17 protein-coding genes and 2 pseudogenes are annotated in these 25,549 nt (G+C 69.3%); 12 read left to right on the top strand and 7 right to left on the bottom strand.

Going from position 1 to position 25,549, the window contains the following annotated elements; all coding sequences use genetic code 11:
• Window positions 1-35 precede the first annotated feature (35 nt).
• Window positions 36-3,844, bottom strand: a pseudogene (locus BFF78_RS11085) (GH92 family glycosyl hydrolase).
• A 342-nt stretch (window positions 3,845-4,186) separates the two neighbouring features.
• On the opposite strand from BFF78_RS11085, the gene ngcE reads away from it, so the two are divergent.
• The 9 genes from ngcE to BFF78_RS11040 all read left to right on the top strand — a co-directional run bounded on the left by ngcE (window position 4,187) and on the right by BFF78_RS11040 (window position 16,231).
• Window positions 4,187-5,629, top strand: coding sequence for an N-acetylglucosamine/diacetylchitobiose ABC transporter substrate-binding protein (gene ngcE / locus BFF78_RS11080; RefSeq protein ID WP_069778160.1), 1,443 nt, complete (start codon window positions 4,187-4,189; stop codon window positions 5,627-5,629).
• A gap of 72 nt (window positions 5,630-5,701) precedes the next feature.
• Window positions 5,702-6,637, top strand: a complete 936-nt coding sequence (locus BFF78_RS11075) for a carbohydrate ABC transporter permease (protein ID WP_069778159.1) — start codon at window positions 5,702-5,704, stop codon at window positions 6,635-6,637.
• 15 nt (window positions 6,638-6,652) lie between these two features.
• A complete protein-coding gene (locus BFF78_RS11070; protein ID WP_069778158.1) occupies window positions 6,653-7,573 on the top strand; it encodes a carbohydrate ABC transporter permease in 921 nt (306 codons plus the stop codon).
• A gap of 188 nt (window positions 7,574-7,761) precedes the next feature.
• Window positions 7,762-8,961 carry an ROK family transcriptional regulator gene (locus BFF78_RS11065; protein WP_069778157.1) on the top strand — a complete coding sequence of 400 codons (1,200 nt, stop codon included), beginning with the start codon at window positions 7,762-7,764 and terminating at the stop codon, window positions 8,959-8,961.
• A 133-nt stretch (window positions 8,962-9,094) separates the two neighbouring features.
• A complete protein-coding gene (locus tag BFF78_RS11060; protein ID WP_069778156.1) occupies window positions 9,095-10,195 on the top strand; it encodes a sugar ABC transporter substrate-binding protein in 1,101 nt (366 codons plus the stop codon).
• Window positions 10,196-10,385: 190 nt separating this feature from the next.
• A complete protein-coding gene (locus tag BFF78_RS11055) occupies window positions 10,386-11,186 on the top strand; it encodes an ATP-binding cassette domain-containing protein (RefSeq protein ID WP_069778155.1) in 801 nt (266 codons plus the stop codon).
• Window positions 11,183-12,493, top strand: a complete 1,311-nt coding sequence (locus BFF78_RS11050; protein ID WP_069778154.1) for a sugar ABC transporter permease — start codon at window positions 11,183-11,185, stop codon at window positions 12,491-12,493. The genes BFF78_RS11055 and BFF78_RS11050 overlap by 4 nt, the downstream gene beginning before the upstream one ends.
• A gap of 133 nt (window positions 12,494-12,626) precedes the next feature.
• The gene (gene dxs / locus BFF78_RS11045) at window positions 12,627-14,555 is read left to right on the top strand and encodes a 1-deoxy-D-xylulose-5-phosphate synthase (protein WP_069778153.1); all 1,929 of its coding nucleotides are present in this window, start codon (window positions 12,627-12,629) and stop codon (window positions 14,553-14,555) included.
• A 152-nt stretch (window positions 14,556-14,707) separates the two neighbouring features.
• Entirely contained in the window at window positions 14,708-16,231 is a 1,524-nt protein-coding gene (locus tag BFF78_RS11040) for an amino acid permease (RefSeq protein ID WP_069778152.1), read from the top strand.
• 151 nt (window positions 16,232-16,382) lie between these two features.
• Here the strand turns inward: BFF78_RS11040 and BFF78_RS11035 are convergent, their stop codons facing one another.
• Together BFF78_RS11035 and BFF78_RS11030 are read right to left on the bottom strand one after the other, a co-directional pair.
• Window positions 16,383-16,781 carry a PIN domain-containing protein gene (locus BFF78_RS11035; RefSeq protein ID WP_069778151.1) on the bottom strand — a complete coding sequence of 133 codons (399 nt, stop codon included), beginning with the start codon at window positions 16,779-16,781 and terminating at the stop codon, window positions 16,383-16,385.
• A 38-nt stretch (window positions 16,782-16,819) separates the two neighbouring features.
• Window positions 16,820-17,761: a hypothetical protein gene (locus tag BFF78_RS11030; protein WP_069778150.1), complete on the bottom strand. Its 942-nt coding sequence runs from the start codon at window positions 17,759-17,761 to the stop codon at window positions 16,820-16,822.
• A gap of 373 nt (window positions 17,762-18,134) precedes the next feature.
• Here BFF78_RS11030 and BFF78_RS11020 point away from each other — a divergent pair.
• The 3 genes and pseudogenes from BFF78_RS11020 to BFF78_RS11010 form a co-directional block, all read left to right on the top strand.
• Window positions 18,135-18,353: pseudogene (locus BFF78_RS11020) on the top strand (hypothetical protein); the annotation flags it as partial.
• A 46-nt stretch (window positions 18,354-18,399) separates the two neighbouring features.
• Window positions 18,400-19,419: a PLL family lectin gene (locus BFF78_RS11015; RefSeq protein WP_069778147.1), complete on the top strand. Its 1,020-nt coding sequence runs from the start codon at window positions 18,400-18,402 to the stop codon at window positions 19,417-19,419.
• A gap of 10 nt (window positions 19,420-19,429) precedes the next feature.
• Window positions 19,430-19,822 carry a hypothetical protein gene (locus BFF78_RS11010; RefSeq protein WP_069783519.1) on the top strand — a complete coding sequence of 131 codons (393 nt, stop codon included), beginning with the start codon at window positions 19,430-19,432 and terminating at the stop codon, window positions 19,820-19,822.
• 62 nt (window positions 19,823-19,884) lie between these two features.
• On the opposite strand, the gene BFF78_RS11005 is transcribed toward BFF78_RS11010, so the two are convergent.
• The 4 genes from BFF78_RS11005 to BFF78_RS10990 form a co-directional block, all read right to left on the bottom strand.
• The gene (locus BFF78_RS11005) at window positions 19,885-22,014 is read right to left on the bottom strand and encodes a 3-hydroxyacyl-CoA dehydrogenase NAD-binding domain-containing protein (protein ID WP_069778146.1); all 2,130 of its coding nucleotides are present in this window, start codon (window positions 22,012-22,014) and stop codon (window positions 19,885-19,887) included.
• On the bottom strand, window positions 22,011-23,228 hold the full coding sequence (locus BFF78_RS11000) for a thiolase family protein (protein WP_069778145.1): 1,218 nt from the start codon (window positions 23,226-23,228) through the stop codon (window positions 22,011-22,013). Before BFF78_RS11000 ends, BFF78_RS11005 begins: the two co-directional genes overlap by 4 nt.
• 230 nt (window positions 23,229-23,458) lie before the next feature.
• Entirely contained in the window at window positions 23,459-24,751 is a 1,293-nt protein-coding gene (locus BFF78_RS10995; protein ID WP_079161258.1) for a ribonuclease D, read from the bottom strand.
• Between the two features lie 134 nt (window positions 24,752-24,885).
• Entirely contained in the window at window positions 24,886-25,542 is a 657-nt protein-coding gene (locus BFF78_RS10990; protein ID WP_069778144.1) for a response regulator transcription factor, read from the bottom strand.
• Between the last annotated feature and the right edge of the window lie 7 nt (window positions 25,543-25,549).

The raw sequence follows: 25,549 nt of genomic DNA, 5'->3' as shown, positions 1-25,549 counted from the left end.
GACCCGGCGGGCCCGCCCCCTTCCCCATGCCCGTGTCAGGCCAGCAGTTCCACCTCCGCCAGCGTCGACTCGCCGTCCAGGACCAGCCGGTACTTGGCGTACCTGCCCGGCGTGGCGATGGTGAACGCGCGGGTCTGGCGGTCCCAGGTGAACGTCTCGCCGGAGCGGTGGTCCAGGGTCTGCCAGGTGGTGCCGTCGGCCGATCCCTGGAGGGTCCAGCCGGTCGGCGCCCTGGTGTGGTCCGCCGACGAGGTCAGCGTGTACTGGAGGGGCTTCACGGCCCCGTCCACCGGCAGGTCCACCGAGGTGACCGTGGCCTCCGTCGCCGAGGTGTTGTCGAACAGCGCGCCGTCACCCTTGAGGACGTCCGCGCGGGGCACCGGCACCTTGTCGTCCTGGGTGAGGGAGACCGGGGCCGCGTCCTTGCCGGTGCCCCAGGCCGACGGCTCGGCGCCCATCCGGAACTCCAGCACCCCGCCCTTGGACAGCATCGAGTGGGGCAGCGAAGTGGAGTTCCAGGAGCGGCCGTTGAAGGTCACACCCTGGATGTACACGTTCTTGGCACTGTTACCGGGGGCCTTGACCACCAGGTCGCGGCCGTTCTCCAGGTGCACGGTGACCTTCTTGAACAGCGGGGAGCCGATGGAGTACTCGCCGCTGCCCATCACCAGCGGATAGAAGCCGAGGGCGGAGAAGAGGTACCAGCCGGACTGCTCGCCGTTGTCCTCGTCGCCGTGGTAGCCCTGCCCGATCTCGCTGCCGGAATAGAGCCGGGAGAGGATCTCGCGGACCGCCGCCTGTGTCTTCCAGGGCTCGCCGGCCGCGTCGTACATGTACGACACATGGTGTGCGACCTGGTTGGACTGGCCGAGCATGCCCATCCGGACGTCCCGTGCCTCGGTCATCTCGTGGATGACACCGCCGTAGGAACCGACGAAGTTCGGCGAGGCGGTCTCCGGGGTGGAGAAGAACTCGTCCAGCTTGTCGGCGAGAGCCTGCCGGCCGCCGTAGAGGTTGGCCAGGCCCCGGCTGTCCTGCGGGACGCTGAAGGCGTAACCCCAGCCGTTGGTCTCCGTGTAGTCGTAGCCCCACACGCGCGGGTCGTACTGCGAGGAGCCGACACGCCAGTCGCCCTGGCCGTCACGGCCCTGGAAGAAGCCGCCCGCCGCCTTGCGGTCGAAGAGGTTCACATAGTCCCGGGCGCGGTTGAGGAAGTACGCGGACTCCTCCTTGTAGTGCTTCTCGCCCGTCTTCTTGTACAGGGCCTCGCCCATCTGCGCGATGCCGTAGTCGTTGACGTATCCCTCCATCGCCCAGGACAGGCCCTCGGAGGTGGCGGTGCTGGTGTAGCCGAGGAACGGAGAGGTGCTCATGCCCTTGCGGCCCACGCCCGACATCGACGGGACGACGGTCGCGTTCTTCAGCGCCGCGTCGTAGGCCGCCTTCGCGTCGAACTTCACGCCCTTGACGTACGCGTCGGCGAACGCCACGTCCGAGGAGGTGCCGGTCATCAGGTCGGCGTAACCGGGCGAGGACCAACGGGAGGTCCAGCCGCCGTCCTTGTACTGCTGTATGAAACCGTCCACCATCTCGCCCGCCTGAGAGGGCGTCAGAAAGGAGTACGCCGGCCACGTGGTCCGGTAGGTGTCCCAGAAGCCGTTGTTGACGTAGACCTTGCCGTCGACGATCTTCGCGCCGGTGTGCGTCGGGGTGTCCTGGCTCGGCATGGGGGAGAAGGGCGAGGCGTACTGGTATGTGTCGCCGACCTTCTCGAAGCCCGAGTTCGGGTACAGGTACAGCCGGTACATGCTGGAGTACAGCGTGGTCAGCTGGTCCGGGGTCGCGCCCTCCACCTCGACCTTGCCGAACAGCTTGTCCCAGGTGCGCTGTGCCTGCGCCTTCACCGCCTCGAAGGAGGTGCCGTCCGGGATCTCCTGGCGCAGGTTGTCCTTCGCCTGGTCGACGCTGATCAGCGAGGTCGCCAGACGCAGCGTGACGGTGCGGTCGGCGCCCGCGTCGAAGCGCAGGTACCCCTTCACCCCGCTCGATCCGGCGTCCGTCACCGGCTTGTCGAACTCCCCGTACACGAACAGCCGGGTCGCGCCCGTGGACAGGCCCGACTTCACGTCCGAGTAGCCGGTGACGGTCCCGTGGTCCTTGTCGAGGGTCAGCCCCGCCTGCTCGGTGACGTTGTCGAACAGCACACTCGCGTCGTCGCCGGGGTAGGTGAAGCGCAGCACCGCCGCGTGGTCGGTGGGTGTCATCTCGGCCTTGAGACCGTTCTCGAACCGCACCCCGTAGTAATACGGCCGCGCGGTCTCGTTCTCGTGCCGGAAGGGCAGTTGGCGCGCCTCGCGGCCGGTGTCCGGGGTGCCGGACGCGGCCGACGGCATCAGCTGGAAGGTCTGCCGGTCGCCCATCCACGGGCTCGGCTCATGGCTCGCGCTGAACGCCTGGATCGTGGGCAGGTTGTCGTCGTTGTTCGCACGTGCGTACTCGTACAGCCAGCTCAGCGACGACGCGTTGGTCACCGGCGTCCAGAAGTTGAAGCCGTGCGGAAGGGCCGTCGCCGGGAAGTCGTTGCCGCGCGAGAAGCTGCCGCTGGAGTTGGTGCCGCGCGTGGTCAGCGCGTAGTCCGACAGATGCGCCTTCGGCTGCTCCGGCGCCACCGGCCTGATCGCCACGTCGTCGATCCAGCCCCGGAACTTCGCCGGCCCGTCGGGGGAGTCGTACCCCACGAGGATCCGGTCGACCGTCTTGCCGGCCGCCACCGAGCCGATCCGCGCGACCACGTTGTTCCACTGGTTGACGTACAGCGACTTCGACGCGCCCTGACCGCGCGGCGACAGCGGGAACCCGTGCTGGTCCAGCGCGTTCAGGTCGCTGAGATAGGTGCCGTCGGTGAAGGCCAGGTCGACGGAGACGTTCGTGGCGTCGTAGTCCCGGTCGCCGTCGGCCATCTGCGGGAAGATCCGGTACGACAGCTGGGTGTCGCCGCCGACCTTCACGTTCACGTCGAAGACCTTGTTGTACGAGTACGCCCGGCCGCCCGCCGTGTGCCGCCCGGCGTAGCGCAGCGCCTTCTTTCCGGTGAACCCGGCCCGCGCCTTGGCCGTCGGCGAGCCGGTCGGGCCCTTGTCGACCAGCGTCAGCATGTCCTGCGGCACCGGCCCGCCCCCGCCGCCGGTGGAGAACTGCACATCGGCGAGCTGCAGGATGCCCGAGGCGCCGTTGTTCTTCGTGACCTCCAGCCGGAAGTGCTGGTACTCGGCGGGCTCGGCCAGGTCGTACGACTTGGTCTGGAACCGCTCGGAGAAGGTCTCGCCCGAGCGGGTGTCGACCGTCTTCCAGTCCTTGCCGTCGGTGGAGCCGAGCAGCGTCCAGTCCTGCGGGTCGCGCTCGGCGTAGTCGTTGGCCGAGGTGAGCGCGTAGGTCGACAGCTTGATGGGCTTGTCGAGGTCGAACTCGGCCCAGCCGGTGGGCTCGAAGGTCAGCCACTTGGTGCCGGGCTCGCCGTCGACCAGGTTCTCCTTCACCTCGCCGGCGCCCGTGTTCTCGCCGCTGGCCCGGACATCGGTCACATGGTCGGTCACATTGCCCGGAATGCCCGTGCTGTACCCGCCGTCGACTCCCGAGGCACGCTTGCCCCCGTCCGGCCCGGTGTCGACGGTGTTCAGCCAGTCCGGGCCGGATCCCCCGTCTCGAACGAGGATGCGAACTCATGGTCGGCGGCTGGAGCCTTGGCGGGCAGGGCGACCGCCGCGCCCTGTGCGCCGGCGGCCATGACAAAGGCGGCCGTGAGGACGACCGCCGGACCCCATCTGTGCCGAGTTCTCCGCTGCATCTAGTGGATTCCCCTCCTGCGACCGCTCTGGACAACGTTGTCAACTTCGGTACGCAGGAACCAGTAGGGCGTCAAGTGGCCCGTGATGTCAAGGGTGTTGGGTGTGGCATTCAGGCACTTATGTCGCGAGTTTTTCTGCCAGGTGCTCCACAGGGGCCTCTTATTTCCGCGAGGTCTCAACTCGGAAAAGACCCATCGCGAACCTTGCATTCGATCTTGCTCCGCTGGCGGGAAGTGGACTATACCTGTCGGCGTTTCCCGCACAACCCTGCACTACCCGACCGCGGTGCCGGGGAGGATCCGGTTCACCGCCTGAGTCCTGGAGAAGGCGAGGACTTGAGCATGGGATCCACTGAGCACCACGGTGGCGAGGGTGTCGGCCGCCGCGATCTGATCAAGCGTTCGGCCGCGTTGGGCCTGGTGACGGCCCCCGGAATGAGCCTGCTGTCCGCCTGCGCGAGCGGCGGCGGTGGCGGCAACTCCGACGAGGGCAACACCAAGGGAAAGACGTCGAAGGACAACCCCTTCGGTGCCAAGAGCGGCAGCAAACTCGACGTCGTCGTCTTCAAGGGCGGATACGGCGACGACTACGCCAGGGCGTGGGAGGCCGACTTCGGCAAGAAGGTCGGCATCACCTCGACCCACACCGGCACCCAGGAGATCACCGGCAAGCTGCAGCCGCGCTTCAACGCCGGTAACCCGCCGGACATCGTGGACGACTCCGGTGCCCAGCAGATCAAGATCGACGTCCTGTACAAGAACAACTCGCTGCTCGACCTCTCCGAGGTCCTCGACGCACCGTCGGTCGACGACCCGGGCAAGAAGGTCCGCGACACCCTGATTCCCGGCACCCTCGATCCGGGCGTCCAGGAGGGCAAGGTCGTCGCCCTCAACTACATCTATACGGTGTGGGGCCTGTGGTACTCCGGCAAGCTCTTCAAGGAGAAGGGCTGGACGCCTCCGAAGACCTGGGACGACTTCCTCGCCATCTGCCAGGAGGCCAAGAAGCAGGGCATCGGCGGCCTCGCCCACCAGGGCAAGTACCCGTACTACATCAACGTCGCCATCATGGACCTCATCGCCAAGAAGGGCGGGATCGACGCCGTCAAGGCGATCGACAACCTCGACCCGAAGGCGTTCACCGGCTCCGACGCGGCCCAGGCGGGCATCGAGGCGATCTACGAGGTCGTCGAGAAGGGCCTGTTGATGCCCGGCACCAACGGCCTGACCCACACCGAGTCGCAGACCCGCTGGAACCAGTACAAGGCCGCGTTCATCACCTGCGGTTCCTGGCTCGAGAACGAGCAGCTGAAGCAGACGCCGACGGACTTCGACATGAAGTTCCTGCCGATGCCGCTGCTGCCCGGCAGCAAGATGCCGTACGAGGCGATCCGGGCCGGCTCCGGCGAGCCCTTCATCATCCCGGCGAAGGCGGCGAACCTGCCCGGCGCGAAGGAGTTCATGCGGCGGATGCTGTCGAAGGAATGGGCGACGCTGTTCGCCAAGGAGGCGAACTCCTTGACGATTCTGCAGGACGGTGTGGACCCCAGTGTCAAGCTGCGGCCGGGTACGCAGTCCACGGTGGAGGCCTCCAAGGCGGCCGGCTCCAACACCTTCCGGTATCTGTACCCCGACTGGTACAGCGAGATGGACACGGCGATTCAGAACGCGTCCAATGAGCTCATGGCGAAGCGGATTCAGCCGAAGGAATGGCTGAAGCGGTGTCAGGCGGCGGTGGACAAGCAGGCGAAGGACCCGGCCAGCAAGAAGAACGTCCACAGCTGAGCTCGCTCGACAATCGGATTCCGGACCGGGAATCCTGGACTCCCGGTCCGGTCCGGCACACCAGGGGCAGGTATGCGCAAAGGGCAGTACCGGTTCGTCGCGGGGTTTCTCTTCGTCCCCGTGGCGCTTTATCTGATCTTCGTGATCTGGCCGTACATCCAGACGTTCGGCTATTCACTGACCGACTGGAAGGGGCAGTCGCAGACCTTCAGCTTCGTCGGTCTGGACAACTACAAGGCGCTGTTCCAGGACGATGTGTTCCTGGAGGCCATCTGGCACAACATCCTGTTCCTGATCTTCATCCCGGTGATCACGATCCTGCTCGCCCTGTTCTTCGCCTTCATGCTGAACGCGGGCGGGCGCAGCAGGGCCGGCGGGGTGCAGGGGGTCGCGGGGTCGAAGTTCTACAAGATCGTCTACTTCTTCCCGCAGGTGCTGTCGCTGGCGATTCTCGCCGTGCTGTTCAACGCGGTGTACCGCAGTGACGGCGGCGGTCTGCTCAACGGCGCGCTGATCAAGGTCGGCCTGGTCGACGCCGGCAACCCGGTGGAATGGCTGAACGAGCCGAACGTGGTGCTCTGGGCGCTGATGGTGGCCGTGATCTGGCAGGGCGTGGGCTTCTATCTGGTGCTGTTCTCGGCCGCGATGCAGTCCATCCCGAAGGACATCTACGAGGCCGCCCTGATCGACGGGGCCAGCCGCAACCAGTCCTTCTTCCGCATCACCCTGCCGCTGCTGTGGGACACCGTGCAGACCGCCTGGGTCTACCTCGGCATCGTCGCCATGGACATGTTCGTGCTGGTGTCCTCCATGACCCAGAGCATGGGCGCGTACGGCGGCGGTCCCGACCATCACAGCGATGTGATGGCGACCGTGATGATGCGCAACTTCCTCTACTACGGCAAGAGCGGCTACGCCTGCGCGATGGGCGTGGTCATGCTGCTGCTCACCCTGATCCTGTCCGTGGTCACGCTGCGCGCCACCCGCCGCGAGCGCATCGAGTTCTGAGCGGGAGTATCGACGATGACTGCACTCAAGGAGACCGCCCCCGCTCCGGCCGAGGGGCCCGCGGCCAAGGCGCCCGTCCGGCCCGGCGACCGGCGCAGCGAGGGCATGGTCCTGAACGTCTTCTCGCACGGGTTCCTCGCCCTGTGGGCGCTGCTGATCGTGCTGCCGCTGCTGTGGCTGGTGATCAGCTCCTTCAAGACCGACGCCCAGATCGGCGGCTCCGCCTTCGGCTGGCCGCACAGCTGGTCCTTCGACGTCTTCCACCGCGCCTGGAACAAGGGCATCGGGGACTACTTCCTGAACACCGTGATCGTCCTGGTGTTCTCCGTGCCGCTGACCATGCTGTTCGGCTCGATGGCGGCCTACGTGCTGGCCCGGTACCAGTTCTGGGGCAACCGGCTGCTGTACTACTTCTTCGTCGCCGGCGCCATGTTCCCGGTGTTCCTGGCCCTCGTGCCACTGTTCTTCATGGTCAAGCGGCTGGACATGCTGAACACCTACCAGGGCCTGATCCTGGTCTACATCGCCTACTCGATGCCGTTCACGGTGTTCTTCATGCACGCCTTCTTCCGGACCCTGCCCACGGCGGTCTTCGAGGCGGCGGTCCTGGACGGCGCCTCGCACACCCGGACCTTCTTCCAGGTGATGCTGCCGATGGCCCGGCCCGGCCTGATCAGCGTGGGGATCTTCAACACTTTGGGCCAGTGGAACCAGTTCATCCTGCCCACGGTGCTCATGCAGCCGCAGAGCGGCTCCGACCCCGAGCGCTATGTGCTCACCCAGGGTCTGATCCAGCTGCAACAGCAGCAGGGGTACGCCTCCGACCTGCCGGTTCTGTTCGCGGGTGTGACGATCGCGATGATCCCGATGCTGGTCGTCTATCTGTCCTTCCAGCGCCAGGTGCAGGCGGGTCTGACCTCGGCAACCCTGAAATAGCGGCACGCTCCGCGCTCATCCGTGCGCACGCCGTCCCGGGCTCCGGGGCGGCGTGCGCACGCGTGTACCGGGTACCCGGAAACGGTTCAACCTCTTGACGTAAGTCGCCCCGAACGGCTCAGCTTAGAGTTCACTAGTTGGACATACGCGGGGCCTCGCCGAAGCGGCCCCGCGCTCAGGAGGTCGTCGTGGAGACTCCAGGGTCGCAGTCGTCGCTGCACCGAGCCAACCTGGAGCGGGTCGTACGGGCCGTGCGCTTGGCCGGGTCCCTCACACAGGCGGAGATCGCGCGGACGACCGGTCTGTCCGCCGCGACCGTCTCCAACATCGTGCGGGAGCTGAAGGACGGCGGAACCGTCGAGGTCACGCCCACATCGGCGGGCGGGCGGCGGGCCCGCAGCGTCAGTCTGAGCGGGGACGCCGGGATTGTGATCGGCGTCGACTTCGGGCACACCCATCTGCGCGTCGCGATCGGGAACCTCGCCCACCAGGTGCTGGCCGAGGAGGCCGAGCCGCTGGACGTCGACGCCTCCGCCGCACAGGGCTTCGACCGGGCGGAAGAGCTGGTCAGCCGCCTGATCGCGGCAACCGGTGTGAACCGGTCGAAGGTGGCCGGCGTGGGGCTCGGCGTGCCGGGCCCGATCGACGTGGAGTCGGGAACCCTGGGGTCCACCGCGATCCTGCCCGGCTGGGGCGGCACCAAGCCCGCCGAGGAGCTGCGCGAGCGGCTCGGCGTGCCCGTGCACGTGGACAACGACGCCAACCTCGGCGCCCTCGGCGAGCTGGTCTGGGGCAGCGGGAAGGGCGTCCGCGACCTCGCGTACATCAAGGTCGCGAGCGGTGTCGGCGCCGGTCTGGTGATCGACGGGAAGATCTACCGCGGCCCGGGCGGCACCGCCGGAGAAATCGGACATATCACACTCGATGAATCCGGTCCCGTCTGCCGTTGCGGGAACCGCGGCTGCCTGGAGACGTTCGCGGCCGCACGCTATGTGCTCCCGCTGCTCCAGCCCGGCCACGGCCCCGACCTGACGATGGAAGGCGTCGTACGGCTGGCCAGGGACGGAGACCCCGGCTGTCGTCGGGTGATCGCCGACGTCGGCCGCCACATCGGCAGCGGAGTGGCCAATCTCTGCAATCTGCTGAACCCGAGCCGGGTGGTCCTCGGTGGTGATCTCGCCGAGGCCGGCGAGCTGGTGCTCGGGCCGATCAGGGAGTCCGTCGGCCGCTACGCCATTCCCAGCGCGGCGCGCCAACTGTCCATTCTCCCGGGGGCACTTGGGGGCCGTGCCGAGGTGCTCGGGGCGCTCGCCCTCGCCCTCAGCGAGATGGGCGATTCGACTCTTTTGGACGGATCGCTGCCCATGGCGGCCCCTGCCTTCACTTAGAGAACGGATGGCACCGTTGCCATCTCGTTAAGGATTTACTTCTTGACGTCGCACGTGTGGCCGAGTTGACTTCCAGCCACCTCGGCCGCAACGACGCGGCCTCGTCAGGGAGGTTTCTGAAGTGAACGCACATATGCGTCGTGCCGCCGTTGCCGTTGCCGCTGGTGCGATGGCGGTCACACTGGCCGCCTGTGGCAGCGCCAAGGAGTCGAAGGGCGGCAGCTCTTCCTCCTCGTCCTCGAAGAAGGGCGACAACATCAAGGTCGGTCTCCTGCTTCCGGAGAACAAGACCGCGCGTTACGAGAAGTTCGACCGGCCGCTGATCGAGAAGAAGATCAAGGAGCTGACGAACGGCAAGGCCACCATTTCGTACAACAACGCCCACCAGGACGCGAACCTGCAGGCCCAGCAGGTCGACACCATGATCACCAACAAGGTGGACGTCCTGATCGTGGACGCGGTGGACGCCAAGGCCATCCAGAACTCCGTGCAGAAGGCCGTGGACGCCGGCATCAAGGTCGTCGCCTACGACCGCCTGGCCGAGGGCCCGATCAGCGCCTACACCTCCTTCGACAACGAGAAGGTCGGCGAGACCCAGGGCCAGGCCCTGCTGACGGCGCTGGGCAGCAAGGCCAACAAGTCCTCCAAGATCGTCATGGTCAACGGCTCGGTCACCGACCCGAACGCCGCCCAGTTCAAGGCGGGCGCTCACAAGGTGCTCAACGGCAAGGTCACGGTCGCCAAGGAGTTCGACACCAAGGAGTGGTCGCCGGACAACGCCAACTCCGAGATGGAGGCGGCGATCTCCGCGGTCGGCAAGGACAAGATCGCGGGTGTCTACTCCGCCAACGACGGCATGGCCGGCGGTATCATCACCGCCCTCAACGGCGCGGGCATCAAGGTCCCGGTCACGGGCCAGGACGCCGAGCTCGCCGGTGTGCAGCGCATCGTCGCCGGCACCCAGTACATGAGCGTCTACAAGCCCTACGCCCCCGAGGCCGACGCCGCCGCCACCATGGCCGTCTACCTCGCCCAGGGCAAGTCGCTGGACTCCGTCGCCAAGGACAAGGTCTCCAGCAACTCGCAGAAGGACGTTCCCTCGGTGCTCGTCCCGGTCACCGCGCTGACCAAGGACAACATCAAGGACACCGTCCTCAAGGACGGCGTCTACACCGTCGCCGACATCTGCACCGCCGACTACAAGGCGGCCTGCGACAAGCTCGGCCTCAAGTAAGCGGCGTCAAGTCCCTTCCCCCACGCGGGCGTTCGTCCTTGAATGCCTGTAGGGAAGCCGACTGACCGCCCCCGGCTCCTCCGGCGTCCCGCGCATACATACAGCCCCGCAAGCTCGGCGCGGGGCGCCGGACGGAACACCCCCCCATATCTTCCTGCACAACCTCCCGCCGGGTCAGGCGGCGAAGGAGATGGTTCACGTGTCCGCTACGCCCGTGCTGGCGTTGCGCGGGGTCTCCAAGCGGTTCGGTGCCGTTCAGGCGCTCACCGACGTAGAGCTTGAGGTCCACGCCGGTGAAGTGGTCGCCCTGGTGGGCGACAACGGCGCCGGAAAGTCCACGCTGGTCAAGACGATCGCCGGCGTGCACCCGATCGACGAGGGTGTCATCGAGTGGGACGGCAAGCCCGTCACCATCAGCCGTCCGCACGACGCCCAGGCCCTGGGCATCGCGACGGTCTACCAGGACCTCGCGCTGTGCGACAACATCGATGTCGTCGGCAACCTGTTCCTCGGCCGTGAGCTGAGGAAGTGGGGCGTCCTGGACGAGGTCGAGATGGAACGCCGCTCCCGCGAGCTGCTCACCACGCTCTCGATCCGTATCCCCAGCGTCCGTATCCCGATCGCCTCGCTCTCCGGCGGTCAGCGCCAGACCGTGGCCATCGCCCGCTCCATGCTCGGCGAACCCAAGCTGGTGATCCTCGACGAGCCCACCGCCGCCCTCGGCGTCGAGCAGACCGCCCAGGTGCTGGACCTGGTGGAGCGGCTGCGCGAGCGCGGCCACGCCGTCATCCTCATCAGCCACAACATGGCGGACGTGAAGGCGGTGGCCGACAAGGTCGCCGTGCTGCGTCTCGGTCGCAACAACGGCGTCTTCGAGGTCAAGTCGACCTCGCAGGAGGAGATCATCTCCGCCATCACGGGCGCCACCGAAAACGCCGTCACCCGCCGCGCGGCGCGCACGGCCGGCACGAACGGTGAGGTTTCCAAGTGAGCATCGACAACACCTCCGCGAACGTCGACGAGACGCCGTCCCAGGACGAGCACGCCGTCGAGAACCCCGAGGCCGCGGCCGCCGCGGTCACCGCGGTCGACCCGCGCCTGCTGGTGCAGGAAGAGGGCCTGCTCGGCTACTGGCACGAGTTCAAGCGCAAGATGAAGGCCGGCGAGCTGGGTTCCCTCCCGGTCGTGCTGGGCCTCGCGATCATCTGCATCATCTTCCAGGTGCTGAACTCGGAGTTCCTGTCCGCGCAGAACATCAACGACATCACGATCACGATGGTCGGCACGGGCATGATCTCGGTCGGCATCGTGTTCGTGCTGCTGCTCGGCGAGATCGACCTGTCGGTCGGCTCGGTCAGCGGCGCGGCCAGCGCTCTCGCCGGTGTCCTCGCGGTCAACCAGGGCTGGCCCGAGTGGGCGGCCGTGCTCCTCGCCGTCGGCGCCGGCATCGCCATCGGCGCGCTGCACGGTTTCTTCTTCGCGGTGCTCGGCGCTCCCGCCTTCGCCGTGACGCTGGCCGGTCTGCTGTTCTGGCTGGGCTTCATGCTGAAGGTGCTGGGCGCGGACGGCACGATCAACCTCGACCCGAACGGTCTGGTCGGCAAGCTGACCACGTACTACTTCTCGGACGTGGCCGCCGCCTACGGGCTCGCCGTCGTCGTGGTCGCCGTGTTCTTCCTCACCTCCTTCCTCGCCAACCGGCGCCGGCAGGCCGCGGGCATCCCGGCCCGGCCGCTCAGCGACACGATCCTGCGGACCGTGCTGCTGGCCGTGGTCGCCTTCGCCGCGGCGTACATGTACAACCAGTACAAGGGCCTGCCGCTGGCCACGGTGATCTTCCTCGGGTTCCTGATCGGCACGGACTTCGTGCTGCGCCGTACCTCCTACGGCCGTAAGATCTTCGCGCTCGGTGGCAGCGTCGAGGCGTCCCGCCGTGCGGGTATCAACGTCACGGCCGTGCGGATCTCCGTGTTCGCCATCTCGGGTGGCTTCGCGGCGATCGGTGGTCTGTTCCTCGCGTCGAAGATCGCCTCGGCCAACCAGAGCGCCGGTACGGGCGACCTGCTGATGAACGCGATCGCCGCGGCGGTCATCGGTGGTACGTCGCTCTTCGGCGGGCGGGGCCGTACGTGGAACGCGCTGCTCGGTGTGCTGGTGATCGTGTCGATTCAGTACGGTCTGCAGCTCGAGTCCATCGCCGAGCCGGTCAAGTACATGATCACGGCGGCTGTCCTGCTCACCACGGTGGTGATCGACTCCATCACCCGTAAGACGCAGAAGACGGCAGGGCGTGCATAACGCCTGGTCCTCGTAGGTCGACCGCGCCCGGCACCCGAAACGTGCCGGGCGCTGTCGTGTCGTGCAAAGCGTGAACATTAGACTCGGGCGAGCCCGGCGAAAGCTCGATCAGCTCTACTGCAAGGAGGCACGGGTGCCGCTGCTGACCCGCATCAGGGGACCGCGCGATCTGGACCGGCTCAGCCTGGAGCAGCTGGACCAGCTGGCAGAGGAGATCCGGACCTTCCTCGTCGACGCCGTCTCCAAGACCGGCGGCCACCTCGGCCCCAACCTCGGTGTGGTGGAGCTGACCATCGCCCTGCACCGCGTCTTCGACTCGCCGAAGGACAAGGTGCTCTGGGACACCGGCCACCAGTCCTATGTGCACAAGCTGCTCACCGGCCGGCAGGACTTCTCCCGGCTGAAGCAGAAGGGCGGCCTGTCCGGCTACCCCTCGCAGGCCGAGTCCGAGCACGACGTCATCGAGAACAGCCACGCCTCCACGGTGCTCGGCTGGGCCGACGGCATCGCCAAGGCCAACCAGTTGCTCGAACGCGACAGCCATGTCGTCGCCGTCATCGGCGACGGCGCCCTCACCGGCGGTATGGCCTGGGAGGCGCTGAACAACATCGCCGACGCCAAGGACCGCCCGCTGGTCATCGTCGTCAACGACAACGAGCGGTCGTACGCCCCCACGATCGGCGGTCTCGCGAACCACCTGGCCACGCTCCGCACGACCGACGGGTACGAGCGGTTCCTCGCCCGGACGAAGGAACTGCTGGAGCGCACCCCGGTCGTGGGCAGGCCGCTGTACGAGACGCTGCACGGGGCGAAGAAGGGGTTCAAGGACTTCATCGCGCCGCAGGGCATGTTCGAGGATCTGGGCCTGAAGTACGTCGGCCCCATCGACGGCCATGACATCGAGGCGCTGGAGTCGGCGCTGGCCCGGGCCAAGCGGTTCGGCGGGTCGGTCATCGTGCACTGCCTGACCGAGAAGGGCCGCGGCTACCAGCCCGCCCTGCAGGACGAGGCCGACCGGTTCCACGCCGTCGGCAAGATCCACCCGGACACCGGGCTGCCGATCGCCTCCTCCGGCGCCGACTGGACCTCCGTCTTCGGCGACGAAATGGTCAGGCTCGGCGAGGAGCGCGAGGACATCGTCGCCATCACCGCGGCCATGCTCCAGCCCGTCGGCCTGGACAGGTTCGCCAAGCGGTTCCCCGAACGGGTGTATGACGTCGGCATCGCCGAGCAGCACGCCGCCGTGTCGGCCGCGGGCCTCGCGCACGGCGGGGTGCACCCCGTCTTCGCCGTCTACGCCACCTTCCTCAACCGCGCCTTCGACCAGGTCCTCATGGACGTGGCCCTGCACAAGTGCGGGGTGACCTTCGTGCTGGACCGGGCCGGCATCACCGGCACCGACGGCGCCTCCCACAACGGCATGTGGGACATGTCGATCCTCCAGGTCGTGCCGGGCCTGAGGCTGGCGGCCCCGCGGGACGCCGAGCAGGTGCGGGCCCAGCTGCGCGAGGCCGTCGCCGTCGACGACGCGCCGACCGTGGTCCGCTTCTCCAAGGGCGCCGTCGGCCCCGCCGTACCCGCCGTGGGCCGGATCGGCGGCATGGACGTGCTGCGCGAGCCGGGTACCGACAGGCCGGACGTGCTGCTGGTCTCCGTGGGCGCCCTCGCCCCGATGTGCCTGGAGATCGCCGCGCTGCTCGACAAGCAGGGCATCTCCACCACCGTGGTCGACCCGCGCTGGGTCAAGCCCGTCGACGAGGCCATGGCCCCGCTCGCCGAACGGCACCGGGTCGTCGTCACCGTCGAGGACAACAGCCGGGCCGGCGGGGTCGGCTCCGCGATCGCCCAGGCCCTGCGCGACGCGGGCGTGGACGTGCCGCTGCGCGACTTCGGCATCCCGCCGCGCTTCCTCGACCACGCCTCCCGCGGCGAGGTCCTCGCCGAGATCGGCCTGACGGCCCCCGACATCGCCCGCCAGGTCACCGGGCTGGTCGCCAAGCTGGACGGCCGGTACGACCGTACGGCCGCCGAGGTGGACTCGGTGGAGCCCGCGCGCGACTGACGCGCACGCGCCTCTCACGGGCCGGTTCCGCCACTCCTTGCGGTGGCGGAACCGGCCCGTCTGCGTGAACCTGCCCGTACGGGGCATACGCTTCCCGATCGTCCGATCATGTCGGGCCATGTCGGGAACCCACGGGCGTGGGAGGTAGGCACGTGAGCAGCGCGCTGTTCAGGACGAAGAACGTCGAGCAGTCCATCCAGGACACCGAGGAACCCGAGCATTCGCTCAAGAAGTCCCTCTCCGCGCTCGATCTGACCGTCTTCGGCGTCGGTGTCATCATCGGCACCGGCATCTTCGTCCTCACCGGACAGGTCGCCAAGAACAACGCCGGTCCGGCGGTGTCCCTGGCCTTCGTGGCGGCCGGCGTGGTCTGCGCGCTCGCCGCCCTGTGCTACGCCGAGTTCGCGTCCACGGTCCCCGTGGCGGGCTCGGCCTACACGTTCAGCTACGCCTCCCTGGGCGAGCTGCCCGCCTGGATCATCGGCTGGGACCTGGTCCTGGAGTTCGCCCTCGGTACGGCGGTGGTGGCGGTCGGCTGGTCCGGCTACATCCGCTCGCTGCTGGACAACGCCGGCTGGCATCTGCCGGGCTATCTGGCGGGCCGGGACCACGCCTCCGGCTTCGGCTTCGACATCCTCGCCGCCGCCCTGGTGCTGGTGCTCACCGGCATCCTCGTCCTCGGCATGAAGCTGTCGGCCCGGATCACCTCGCTCGTCGTCGCCATCAAGGTGGTCGTGGTCCTCATCGTGATCGTCGCCGGTGCCTTCTTCGTCAAGTCCGCGAACTACTCGCCGTTCATCCCGCACGCCCAGCCGGTGCCGGCGGGCGGCAACCTGAAAGCCCCGCTGATCCAGCTGATGTTCGGCTGGGCGCCCGCCGATTTCGGTGTGATGGGCATCTTCACCGCCGCCTCGGTGGTGTTCTTCGCGTTCATCGGCTTCGACATCGTCGCCACGGCCGCCGAGGAGACCCGCAACCCGCAGCGGGACATGCCGCGCGGCATCCTCGGCTCCCTGCTCATCTGCACCATCCTCTACGTGGCCGTCTCCATCGTCGTCACCGGCATGGAGAAGTACTCCAGGCTGTCCGTGGAGGCCCCGCTCGCCGACGCCTTCAAGGCCATCGGACACCCCTGGTACGCCGGCGTGATCAGCTTCGGCGCCGCCGTCGGCCTGACCACGGTCTGCATGATCCTTCTCCTCGGTCAGACCCGCGTGTTCTTCGCGATGAGCCGCGACGGACTGCTGCCGCGCTTCTTCTCCCACGTCCACCCCCGCTTCCGCACCCCGCACCGGCCGACCATCCTGCTCGGCGTGATCATCGCGATCGTCGCCGGCTTCACCAGCCTCAGCGCGCTGGCCGAACTGGTGAACATCGGCACGCTCTTCGCGTTCGTCGTCGTCGCGATCAGCGTGATCATCCTGCGCCGGACCCGCCCCGACCTGCCGCGCGCCTTCCGCACCCCGTGGGTCCCGGTTGTCCCGATCCTGTCGGTGTGCGCCTCGCTGTGGCTGATGCTCAACCTGCCTGCCGAGACCTGGCTGCGGTTCGCCATCTGGATGGTGATCGGTTTCGTCGTCTACTTCTTCTACGGCCGCACCCACAGCCGGCTGGCCCTGGGCGAGCAGGCCCCCGCGGGCGGTGTCCCGCGCCCGCCCGCCGGAAACGTTCCGTAACGTCCTGGCCGGGCCGCGTGCTGCCCCCACGCGTCGCCCCGCTCGCCCCAAGAACCGCGGTCACGAGGACCGTCACCCGGACGGCGCACCGGACGCGGCGCGCGGCCGGGGCGGTGCTGTGCACCCGGGTGCCGGGGGAGTGACGCCGGGCTCAGCTCAGCACGGTGCGGGGGCCGGTGACCCGCGCCCCGTGTTCCTGGACCCGGCGGCGCAGGTCGCGGTCGGCCGTGACGACCAGACAGGGGCGGTCGCCGGCCATCGCCGCGAGGGCCACGATGTGGTCGTCGCCGCTGCCCGCGGCCTCCTCGACGCGCACCCCGGGCACCGGGGCCACGCCCCGGGCCGCGCCCTCCACCACCAGGACCAGCTCCAGCGGACCGGGCAGACCGGCCACGCCGGACCGGGCGAAGGGCACCAGCCGGTCGCGCAGCCGCTCGGCGGCACCGCGGCGGTCGCGCCACCAGCCGTCCGGCACCGATCCGACGACGTTCGCACCGTCGACGATGAGCAGGGGGCGCGGCTCGTGCGCCGCGCCCGAGGTGTCCGTCATGTTCCGTAACAGCCCTGTTCCGTCCGGTCGTAGCGGACTCAGTCTGTCACGGGTTCCCTCGCCCACCGGCCCGTGATCTCGGCGATCGCGGCGGCGGCGCGCTCGGCGGGGCGCCCTCCGGCGCGCACCTCGGGGGAGAACTCGACGTGCAGGAACGGCACATGGTCGGCCTCGGCCACCTGGCCCTGCACGTTCGTACGGCCCTCCAGCGGACAGGGCCGCACCCAGGCCCGGCACACCCGGAAGCCGTGCCCGCCCAGGGCGTCGGCCAGTTCGCCGCCCTCCGGCCGGCCCGCCGACCCGGCGCCGGTGGAGGCGACCACGTCGTAACCAGGGGCGGCGGAGGCGGCGAAGCCGTGCAGCTGGATCCCGGGCATCCTGCGGCGGGCGAGCTCGGCGCAGATGGCGTGGAACACGGTGTCCTGGCGGTGCGCCACGTCCGCGGAGTTCCCGACCCCGGCCTTGCGGTGCGCACCCGCAATGACCAGGATCCCGCCGGGGGAGCCGCGCAGCACCCGTACCCCCAACTGCTCGGTGCCCAGGTCGAAGCCGGGATGCGGAACCTGCACCGACCAGTTCGGCCGGTGGTCGAGATCGATGTAGACCCGGCCCCAGCCGCGCGGAGTCACGGCCGTGTCGGTGCGGTCGGCCACCTCGGCGAAGTGGCGGCCGGAGGGCCGGTCGACGACCGTGCGCACGGCGAAGTCCCGTTGCGAAAGCCGCTGTTCCGCTTGTTTGCGGTGACCGTCGAGCAACAGACCGACCGCCGTGGCGATGTCCTGGCGGTCGGCCGCGCCGGGCGGCTGATAGCCCCGGCCGGGGGCGAACCGGCTCGTGTAGTCCGCCACCTCGCGCGCCAGGTCGATCTGCCCGTCCCCCTGGGGTGCGGGTGCGGGCCGGCTGGTACCGCCCGGGGTGCGCAGCAGGACGGTGAGGCCGCCGGCGAGGGCGGTCACGACCAGCAGGAGTATCGCGATCATTACGGTGCGTGAGCGATGGGCTCTCATGGTCGTATCAAGATATCCGGTGAACAGTCGCCGTAGCCGGACCCTGCTGTCCTGGCTGGAGGGCATTTGCCGGACCTGTCCAACGGTTGCGCGATGTTGTGCGGATCACGGTGGACTTACCACAACCGAACCCCTCGCGGTCTCGGCGGTACTGCTGCTGGCCTGGTGCGCACCGCTGATGCTGCTGTTCAACCGGGCCGACAGCACGCCGAGATACCCAGCCGGCTCGTCGACGACCAGCGCGTGCTGGAGCGCACCTACCACGAGAACAAGCGCTACCGCTCCCTGTACGTCGTCGACGCCCACGGCGGGATCCAGGCCCGCGAGGGCAAGGACCCGAAGGTGCCAGCCCGGCGACCTGCTGTTCTTCAAGATGGACCACCGCACGGGCAACCACATGGACCACTCCGCGATCTACCTCGGCCCGGACACCGAGGGCCACAAGGTCTTCAACTCCAGCCGCAAGGAGCAGAACGGCCCCACCATCGGCGACCAGGGCGGTGTCTCGCGCCTCGACGGCAGCGGCTTCTACGCCGGGCTGTTCCGCAGCACGAAGCGGCTGTGAGCAGGCACGCGCGGGCCGCCGTACAGCTTTTGCGTAAGGTGAACCGGTGAACGGCGAATGGTTTCTGCGCGGCCGAGACGGCCGGCTCGGTGTCTACCAGCTGTCGGGCGACGCCGTCCTGTGCCGGGCGGAGCGCGAGCCCGGCGGCCCCTGGACCACCCCGCGCAAGGTGGGCGGCGACCAGGAACTGCACCCCGTGCTCGCGGTCGGCCAGGGCGCCGACGGCTACGCGCACCTGGTCTCCTGGCGGCCGACGTCGCCGGGCGAGTCCGGCCTGGTGCACTCCACGCACTTCCGGCCGCACCTCGCGGCGCTGGACTGGAACCCGATCGGCCACCCGAGGAAGCGGGGCGGCGACCGGTCCGGCACGCCGGCCGTCGCCGTCGACGCCGAGGGCCGCGCCCATGTGTTCGTCCGCAACGACGGCGGCGGGGTGCACATGGTCGCGCAGAGGGAGAAGGGCGGCTGGGAGCCCTGGGTGGATCTCAGGGGCAGCAAGGTGCAGGACGGCCTGGCGGCGGTGACGGGGGAGTCCGGCCGCATCGAGCTGTACGCGGCCGTCCCCGACGGGATCCTGCACTGGCGCCAGGAGAAGGCGGGCGCCGAGCCGGTCCGGACCGAGACCCTGCGCACCCCGGTCCGCCCGGGCACCCTGTACGCCCTCGCCACCTCCCCCGACAGCACGACGCTCTTCTACACCGACACGGGCGGCGACCTGTGCGCCTGGCGCCCCGGCGGCAAACCGGTCACCCTGCTGCCCGCGGCCGGTTCCGGCCCGGTCTCGGCCGTCCGCTGCGAGCTCGACGGCCACGACTGCACCCTGCTCGCCCAGCGCTCGGCGAGCGGCCGCGTCGCCTTCGCCGCCTACCCGAGCGAACTGGAGTCGGCGGGCGCCTGGTGGACCGAGTCGGGCCCACGGCTGCCGGTGGACGCGCGGGTGGCCCTGGCGACGGACCAGGACGACCGGGTCGTGGCGGCGACGCTGTCCCCGTCCACCGGCGCGCTCCTGCTGACCCGGCGGAAGGACGAGCCGGGGCTGGCCCTTCAGGCGTGGCGGCAGGTCTGAGTACGCCATGATGGCCGGCGTGGACACCGAGACTCTCATCGACGCCTGGCGGCGTCTCCTCGCCGACTCCGGAAAGACATGGGTGCTGTTCGAGCACGGAACCTGCGTGGTGCTCGAACAGCCCACCGGGGAGCTCGCCGCCCAAGCCACCGAGATCCTGCGGGAGTTCGGGCCGGTACGGGTGGCGGGCCCCGCGGGCGACTTCCGGGTGCTGGAACTGAACAACGGCGAGGGCTGGCTGGTGACCGGCCACCACCCGGACGTCGTCACCTTCGTCCCGCTGGACGACGCCGACGATCCCACGCACCTGGCCGTCGGTATCCTCGGCCGCTCCCGGCGCGACCTGGACGGCACCGAGCTGCACGTCGTCCACGTCGAGGACGGCCGCCCGGGCGAGGCCTGAACAACGCCGATGCCCGGCACACCAGTCGATGTGCCGGGCATCGTAGGACCGTACGCGGTGCCTTACGCCGGGACGCTCGCCACGCCCGGTGCCAGGAACTTCTTGCCGTTCACGCGCTCCGAGACGCCCTCGCGGTCCAGGTACGGCGTGATGCCGCCCAGGTGGAAGGGCCAGCCGGCGCCCGTGATCAGGCAGAGGTCGATGTCCTGGGCCTCGGCGACGACGCCCTCGTCGAGCATGAGCCCGATCTCCTGCGCCACCGCGTCCAGGACGCGCTCGCGGACCTGCTCCTCGGTCAGGACGCTGTCGCCCTGCTTCAGCAGCGCGGCGACCTCCGGGTCCAGCTCCGGCTTGCCGCTGTCGTAGACGTAGAAGCCGCGCTTGCCCGCCTTGACGACGGCCGCGAGGTTCGGGGACACCGTGAAGCGGTCCGGGAAGGCCCGGTTGAGGGTCTCCGAGACGTGCAGGCCGATCGCCGGGCCGACCAGCTCCAGCAGCACCAGCGGGGACATCGGCAGACCGAGCGGCTCGACGGCCTTCTCGGCGACCTCGACCGGGGTGCCCTCGTCGATGACGTTCTGGATCTCGCCCATGAAGCGGGTCAGGATGCGGTTCACGACGAACGCCGGGGCGTCCTTGACCAGGACCGCGGTCTTCTTCAGCTTCTTGGCGACGGCGAACGCCGTCGCGAGGGAGGCGTCGTCGGTCTGCTCGCCGCGGACGATCTCCAGCAGCGGCAGGACCGCGACCGGGTTGAAGAAGTGGAAGCCCACGACCCGCTCGGGGTGCTTCAGCTTCGACGCCATCTCCGTCACCGACAGCGAGGAGGTGTTGGTCGCGAGGATCGCGTGCGCCGGGGCGACCGCCTCGACCTCGGCGAACACCTGCTGCTTGACGCCGATCTCCTCGAAGACGGCCTCGATGACGAAGTCGGCGTCCGCGAAGCCCTCGGCCTTGTCCAGGACGCCGGTGACCAGCGCCTTGAGGCGGTTGGCCTTGTCCTGGTTGATCCGGCCCTTGCCGAGCAGCTTGTCGATCTCGGCGTGGACGTAGCCCACACCCTTGTCGACGCGCTCCTGGTCGATGTCGGTCAGCACGACCGGCACCTCCAGGCGGCGCAGGAAGAGCAGGGCCAGCTGCGAGGCCATCAGACCGGCGCCGACGACGCCGACCTTGGTGACCGGGCGGGCCAGGTTCTTGTCCGGGGCGCCGGCGGGACGCTTGCCGCGCTTCTGGACGAGGTTGAACGCGTAGATGCCGGCGCGCAGTTCGCCGCTCATGATCAGGTCCGCGAGGGCCTGGTCCTCGGCGTCGTAACCCTGCTGCAGGTCGCCGTTCTTGGCGGCCGCGACGATGTCGAGGGCGCGGTAGGCGGCCGGGGCCGCGCCGTGCACCTTGGAGTCGGCGACGAACCGGCCCCGCGCGACGGCCTGGTCCCAGGCCTCACCGCGGTCGATCACCGGACGCTCGACCTGGACGTCGCCCTTGAGGACCTGAGCGGTCCACAGCAGCGACTGCTCCAGGAAGTCGGCGCCCTCGAAGAGCGCGTCGGCGATGCCGAGCTCGAAGACCTGCCGGCCCTTGAGCTGCTTGTTCTGGTTCAGCGAGTTCTCGATGATGACCGAGACGGCCTTGTCGGCGCCGATCAGGTTCGGCAGCAGGGTGCAGCCGCCCCAGCCGGGGACCAGGCCGAGGAAGACCTCGGGGAGCGAGAACGCCGGGACGGCCGTCGACACCGTGCGGTAGGTGCAGTGCAGGCCGACCTCGACACCGCCGCCCATCGCCGCGCCGTTGTAGTAGGCGAAGGTCGGGACGGCCAGGTTGGCCAGACGCTTGAAGACGTCGTGGCCGCCCTTGCCGATGGCGAGCGCGTGCTCGCGCTCCTTGAGGATCTCCACGCCCTTGAGGTCGGCACCGACAGCGAAGATGAACGGCTTGCCGGTGATGCCGGCGCCGACGATCTCGCCGTCCGCCGCCTCCTTCTCGACCTGGTCGATGGCGGTGTTCAGGTTCGCCAGCGAGCCGGGGCCGAAGGTGGTCGGCTTGGTGTGGTCGAAGCCGTTGTCCAGCGTGATCAGGGCGAACCGCCCCGCGCCGAACGGCAGGTCGAGGTGGCGTACGTGCGCGCTCGTGACGACCTCGTCCGGGAACAGTTCGGAGGCCTGCTTCAAAAGCTCGGCGGTGGTGCTCACTTGTCCCCCTCGAAGTGCGGGTTCTCCCAGATGACCGTCGCGCCCATGCCGAAGCCGACGCACATGGTGGTCAGGCCGTAGCGGACGTGTCGCTGCTCCTCGAACTGGCGGGCCAGCTGCGTCATCAGCCGGACGCCGGAGGAGGCCAGCGGGTGACCGAAGGCGATGGCGCCGCCGTACTGGTTGACGCGCTCGTCGTCGTCCGCGATGCCGTAGTGGTCGAGGAGGGCCAGCACCTGGACGGCGAAGGCCTCGTTGATCTCGAACAGGCCGATGTCGGAGATGCCGAGCCCCGCCTTGGCGAGGGCCTTCTCCGTGGCCGGGATCGGGCCGTAGCCCATGACCTCCGGCTCCACGCCCGCGAAGGCGTAGGAGACGAGGCGCATCTTGACCGGCAGGTCGTTCTCGCGGGCGAAGTCCTCGGAGGCGATGATCGAGGCCGTCGCACCGTCGTTCAGACCGGCCGCGTTACCGGCGGTGACCCGCCCGTGCACACGGAACGGCGTCTTGAGGCCCTGAAGGTTCTCCAGGGTGGTGCCCGGACGCATCGGCTCGTCGGCCGTGACCAGACCCCAGCCGGTCTCACCGGCCTCCGGGTTGGTCCGGCGCACCGAGATCGGCACCAGGTCCTGCTGGATCTTGCCGTTGGCGTACGCCTTGGCGGCCTTCTCCTGCGAGCGCACCGCGTACTCGTCGGCGCGCAGCTTGGTGATGTGCGGGTAGCGGTCGTGCAGGTTCTCCGCCGTCATGCCCATGAACAGGGCCGACTCGTCGACCAGCTTCTCGCTCACGAACCGCGGGTTGGGGTCCACGCCCTCGCCCATCGGGTGGCGGCCCATGTGCTCCACGCCACCGGCGATGACGGCGTCGTAGGCGCCGAACGCGATCGAACCGGCGGTGGTCGTCACGGCGGTCAGGGCGCCGGCGCACATGCGGTCGATGGAGTAGCCGGGCACGGACTGCGGCAGACCCGCGAGGATCCCCGCGGTACGGCCCAGGGTCAGACCCTGGTCGCCGATCTGCGTGGTGGCCGCGATGGCGACCTCGTCGATCTTCTTCGGGTCAAGACCGGGGTTGCGGCGCAGCAGCTCCCGGATCGCCTTCACGACGAGGTCGTCGGCGCGGGTCTCGTGGTAGATGCCCTTCGGGCCCGCTTTGCCGAACGGGGTGCGGACGCCGTCGACGAAGACGACGTCCCTGACGGTACGAGGCACGATGGCTCTCCTCCAGGGTGCGGGACGCTGAGCGCTTGCTTAAACCCATGCTACTTGCGAGTAATGTAGCTGCCCAGTCCCCTCCACCGGAGCGGCGAAGGTCACACCACGGCGGCACGCGGTATGGCTTGATCTCGACGTGCGGACGGCGCCCCGAAGAGGGCGCCGGGAACTGCGCGGGCAACCACGGACGGCCCGCAGGCGCCGAACGCGATCAAGCCCTGTGGCGGTCAGGCATCCTCGTTCTTGGCCAGCGCGGCGACCAGCACCGGCGTCACCAGCTCCACCTGCCACGCACGCGCGCCGTACCCCGTCAGCGCGAGCCCCACGGACCCCGCGTCGCCGCCCTTCGGCGGCTCCCAGCAGATACGCCGCACCGTGTCCGGAGACACCAGGTTCTCCTGAGGCATGTTGAGCTGTTCGGCCAGAGCCGTGACACCGGCGCGCGCCGCGGACAACCGGGCCGCGGCGGCCGGATCCTTGTCGGCCCACGCCCGCGGCGGCGGCGGCCCGGTGACCGGCTGTCCCGGCTGCGGCAGCTGCGACTCGGTCAGCGCCTTCGCCCGGTCCACCGCCGCCTGCCACTGCTCCAGCTGACGCCGCCCCATCCGGTGCCCGAACCCGTTCAGCGCCGCGAGCGCGTGGACGTTGGCCGGAAGCGCGAGCGCCGCCTCGACGATGGCGGCGTCACTGAGCACCTTGCCCGGCGACACATCCCTGCGCTGCGCGATCCGGTCCCGCGTCTCCCACAGCTCCCGTACGACACCGAGCTGCCGGCGCCTGCGCACCTTGTGCATGCCGGACGTACGGCGCCAGGGGTCCTTCCTCGGCTCGGCCGGCGGCGCGGCGGCGATCGCGTCGAACTCCTGAAGGGCCCACTCCAGCTTGCCCTGCCGGTCCAGCTCCTTCTCCAGGGCGTCGCGCAGGTCGACGAGGAGCTCCACGTCGAGCGCGGCATAGCGCAGCCAGGGCTCGGGGAGCGGGCGGGTCGACCAGTCGACGGCCGAGTGGCCCTTCTCCAGGACGAAACCCAGCACGCTCTCGACCATGGCGCCGAGACCGACCCGGGGGAAGCCGGCGAGCCGGCCCGCCAGCTCGGTGTCGAAGAGGCGCGCCGGGACCATGCCTATCTCGCGCAGACAGGGCAGATCCTGGGTGGCCGCGTGCAGTACCCACTCGACGCCGGACAGGGCCTCGCCGAGCCCGGACAGGTCGGGGCAGGCCACGGGGTCGATCAGCGCGCTCCCGGCGCCCTCGCGGCGCAGCTGGACCAGGTAGGCGCGCTGGCCGTAGCGGTAGCCGGAGGCGCGCTCGGCGTCGACGGCGACCGGGCCGGAGCCCGCGGCGAACGCGGCGATCACCTTGGCGAGGGAGGCGTCGTCGGCGACGACGGGCGGAATGCCCTCGCGGGGTTCGAGCAGCGGTGTCGGCGCCCCCATCACAGAAGATCCGGCGTCGTCCGGAGGAGTGCCTCCGGTGATGCGCAGGGTGCTGTCTGCTGCGGTGTCTTGGGCGTCGGTCACCTGTCAAGGGTATCCGTGTGTGGACGGCGCCCGTCGACGGAACGTTCCGTCGACGGGCGCCGGAGGGTCGTAAACCAGTCAGGCCGGTGAAAGGTGCGGTTCAGGTGAGTGAACCGCGGGCTGCGCCGTACGGCTCAGTGGATGATCCCGGTGCGCAGGGCCACGGCCACCATGCCGGCCCGGTCGCCCGTGCCCAGCTTGCGGGCGATGCGGGCGAGATGGCTCTTGACGGTCAGGGCGGACAGGCCCATGGAGACGCCGATCGCCTTGTTCGACTGGCCCTCCGCGACCAGTCGCAGCACCTCGACCTCGCGTCCGGACAGCTCGCGGTAGCCGCCCGGGTGGCTCGGGGCACCCGGGGGGCGGCGGTGCATCCGGGCGGCACCGAGGGGAGCGGCGCCGGGCCGGGCGGGCAGGCCGATGTTGGTACGGGTGCCCGTGACGACGTAGCCCTTGACCCCGCCGGCCAGGGCGTTGCGCACCGCGCCGATGTCGTCGGCCGCGGACAGCGCCAGCCCGTTGGGCCAGCCCGCGGCGCGGGTCTCGGAGAGCAGGGTCAGGCCGGAGCCGTCGGGCAGGTGGACGTCGGCGACGCAGATGTCGCGCGGATTGCCGATGCGGGGACGAGCCTCCGCGATGGACGAGGCCTCGATGACATCGCGCACGCCGAGAGCCCACAGATGGCGGGTGACGGTGGAACGGACGCGCGGGTCGGCCACGACCACCATGGCGGTCGGCTTGTTCGGGCGGTAGGCGACCAGGCTTGCGGGCTGCTCGAGGAGAACGGACACCAGGCCT

Origin of the sequence: Streptomyces fodineus (assembly GCF_001735805.1) — a bacterium.
Taxonomy (GTDB): Bacteria; Actinomycetota; Actinomycetes; order Streptomycetales; family Streptomycetaceae; genus Streptomyces; species Streptomyces fodineus.
Note: the sequence above shows the minus strand (reverse complement) of the source record. Positions and strands in the feature narration are given on the sequence as shown.

Coding starts and splice junctions, on each gene's coding strand:
- BFF78_RS11060 (WP_069778156.1), top strand. CDS start 9,095: ATGCGTCGTGCCGCCGTTGCCGTTGCCGCTGGTGCGATGGCGGTCACA.
- BFF78_RS11010 (WP_069783519.1), top strand. CDS start 19,430: ATGGCCGGCGTGGACACCGAGACTCTCATCGACGCCTGGCGGCGTCTC.
- BFF78_RS11035 (WP_069778151.1), bottom strand. CDS start 16,781: ATGACGGACACCTCGGGCGCGGCGCACGAGCCGCGCCCCCTGCTCATC.
- ngcE (WP_069778160.1), top strand. CDS start 4,187: ATGGGATCCACTGAGCACCACGGTGGCGAGGGTGTCGGCCGCCGCGAT.
- BFF78_RS11075 (WP_069778159.1), top strand. CDS start 5,702: ATGCGCAAAGGGCAGTACCGGTTCGTCGCGGGGTTTCTCTTCGTCCCC.
- BFF78_RS11030 (WP_069778150.1), bottom strand. CDS start 17,761: ATGATCGCGATACTCCTGCTGGTCGTGACCGCCCTCGCCGGCGGCCTC.
- BFF78_RS11070 (WP_069778158.1), top strand. CDS start 6,653: ATGACTGCACTCAAGGAGACCGCCCCCGCTCCGGCCGAGGGGCCCGCG.
- BFF78_RS11055 (WP_069778155.1), top strand. CDS start 10,386: ATGGTTCACGTGTCCGCTACGCCCGTGCTGGCGTTGCGCGGGGTCTCC.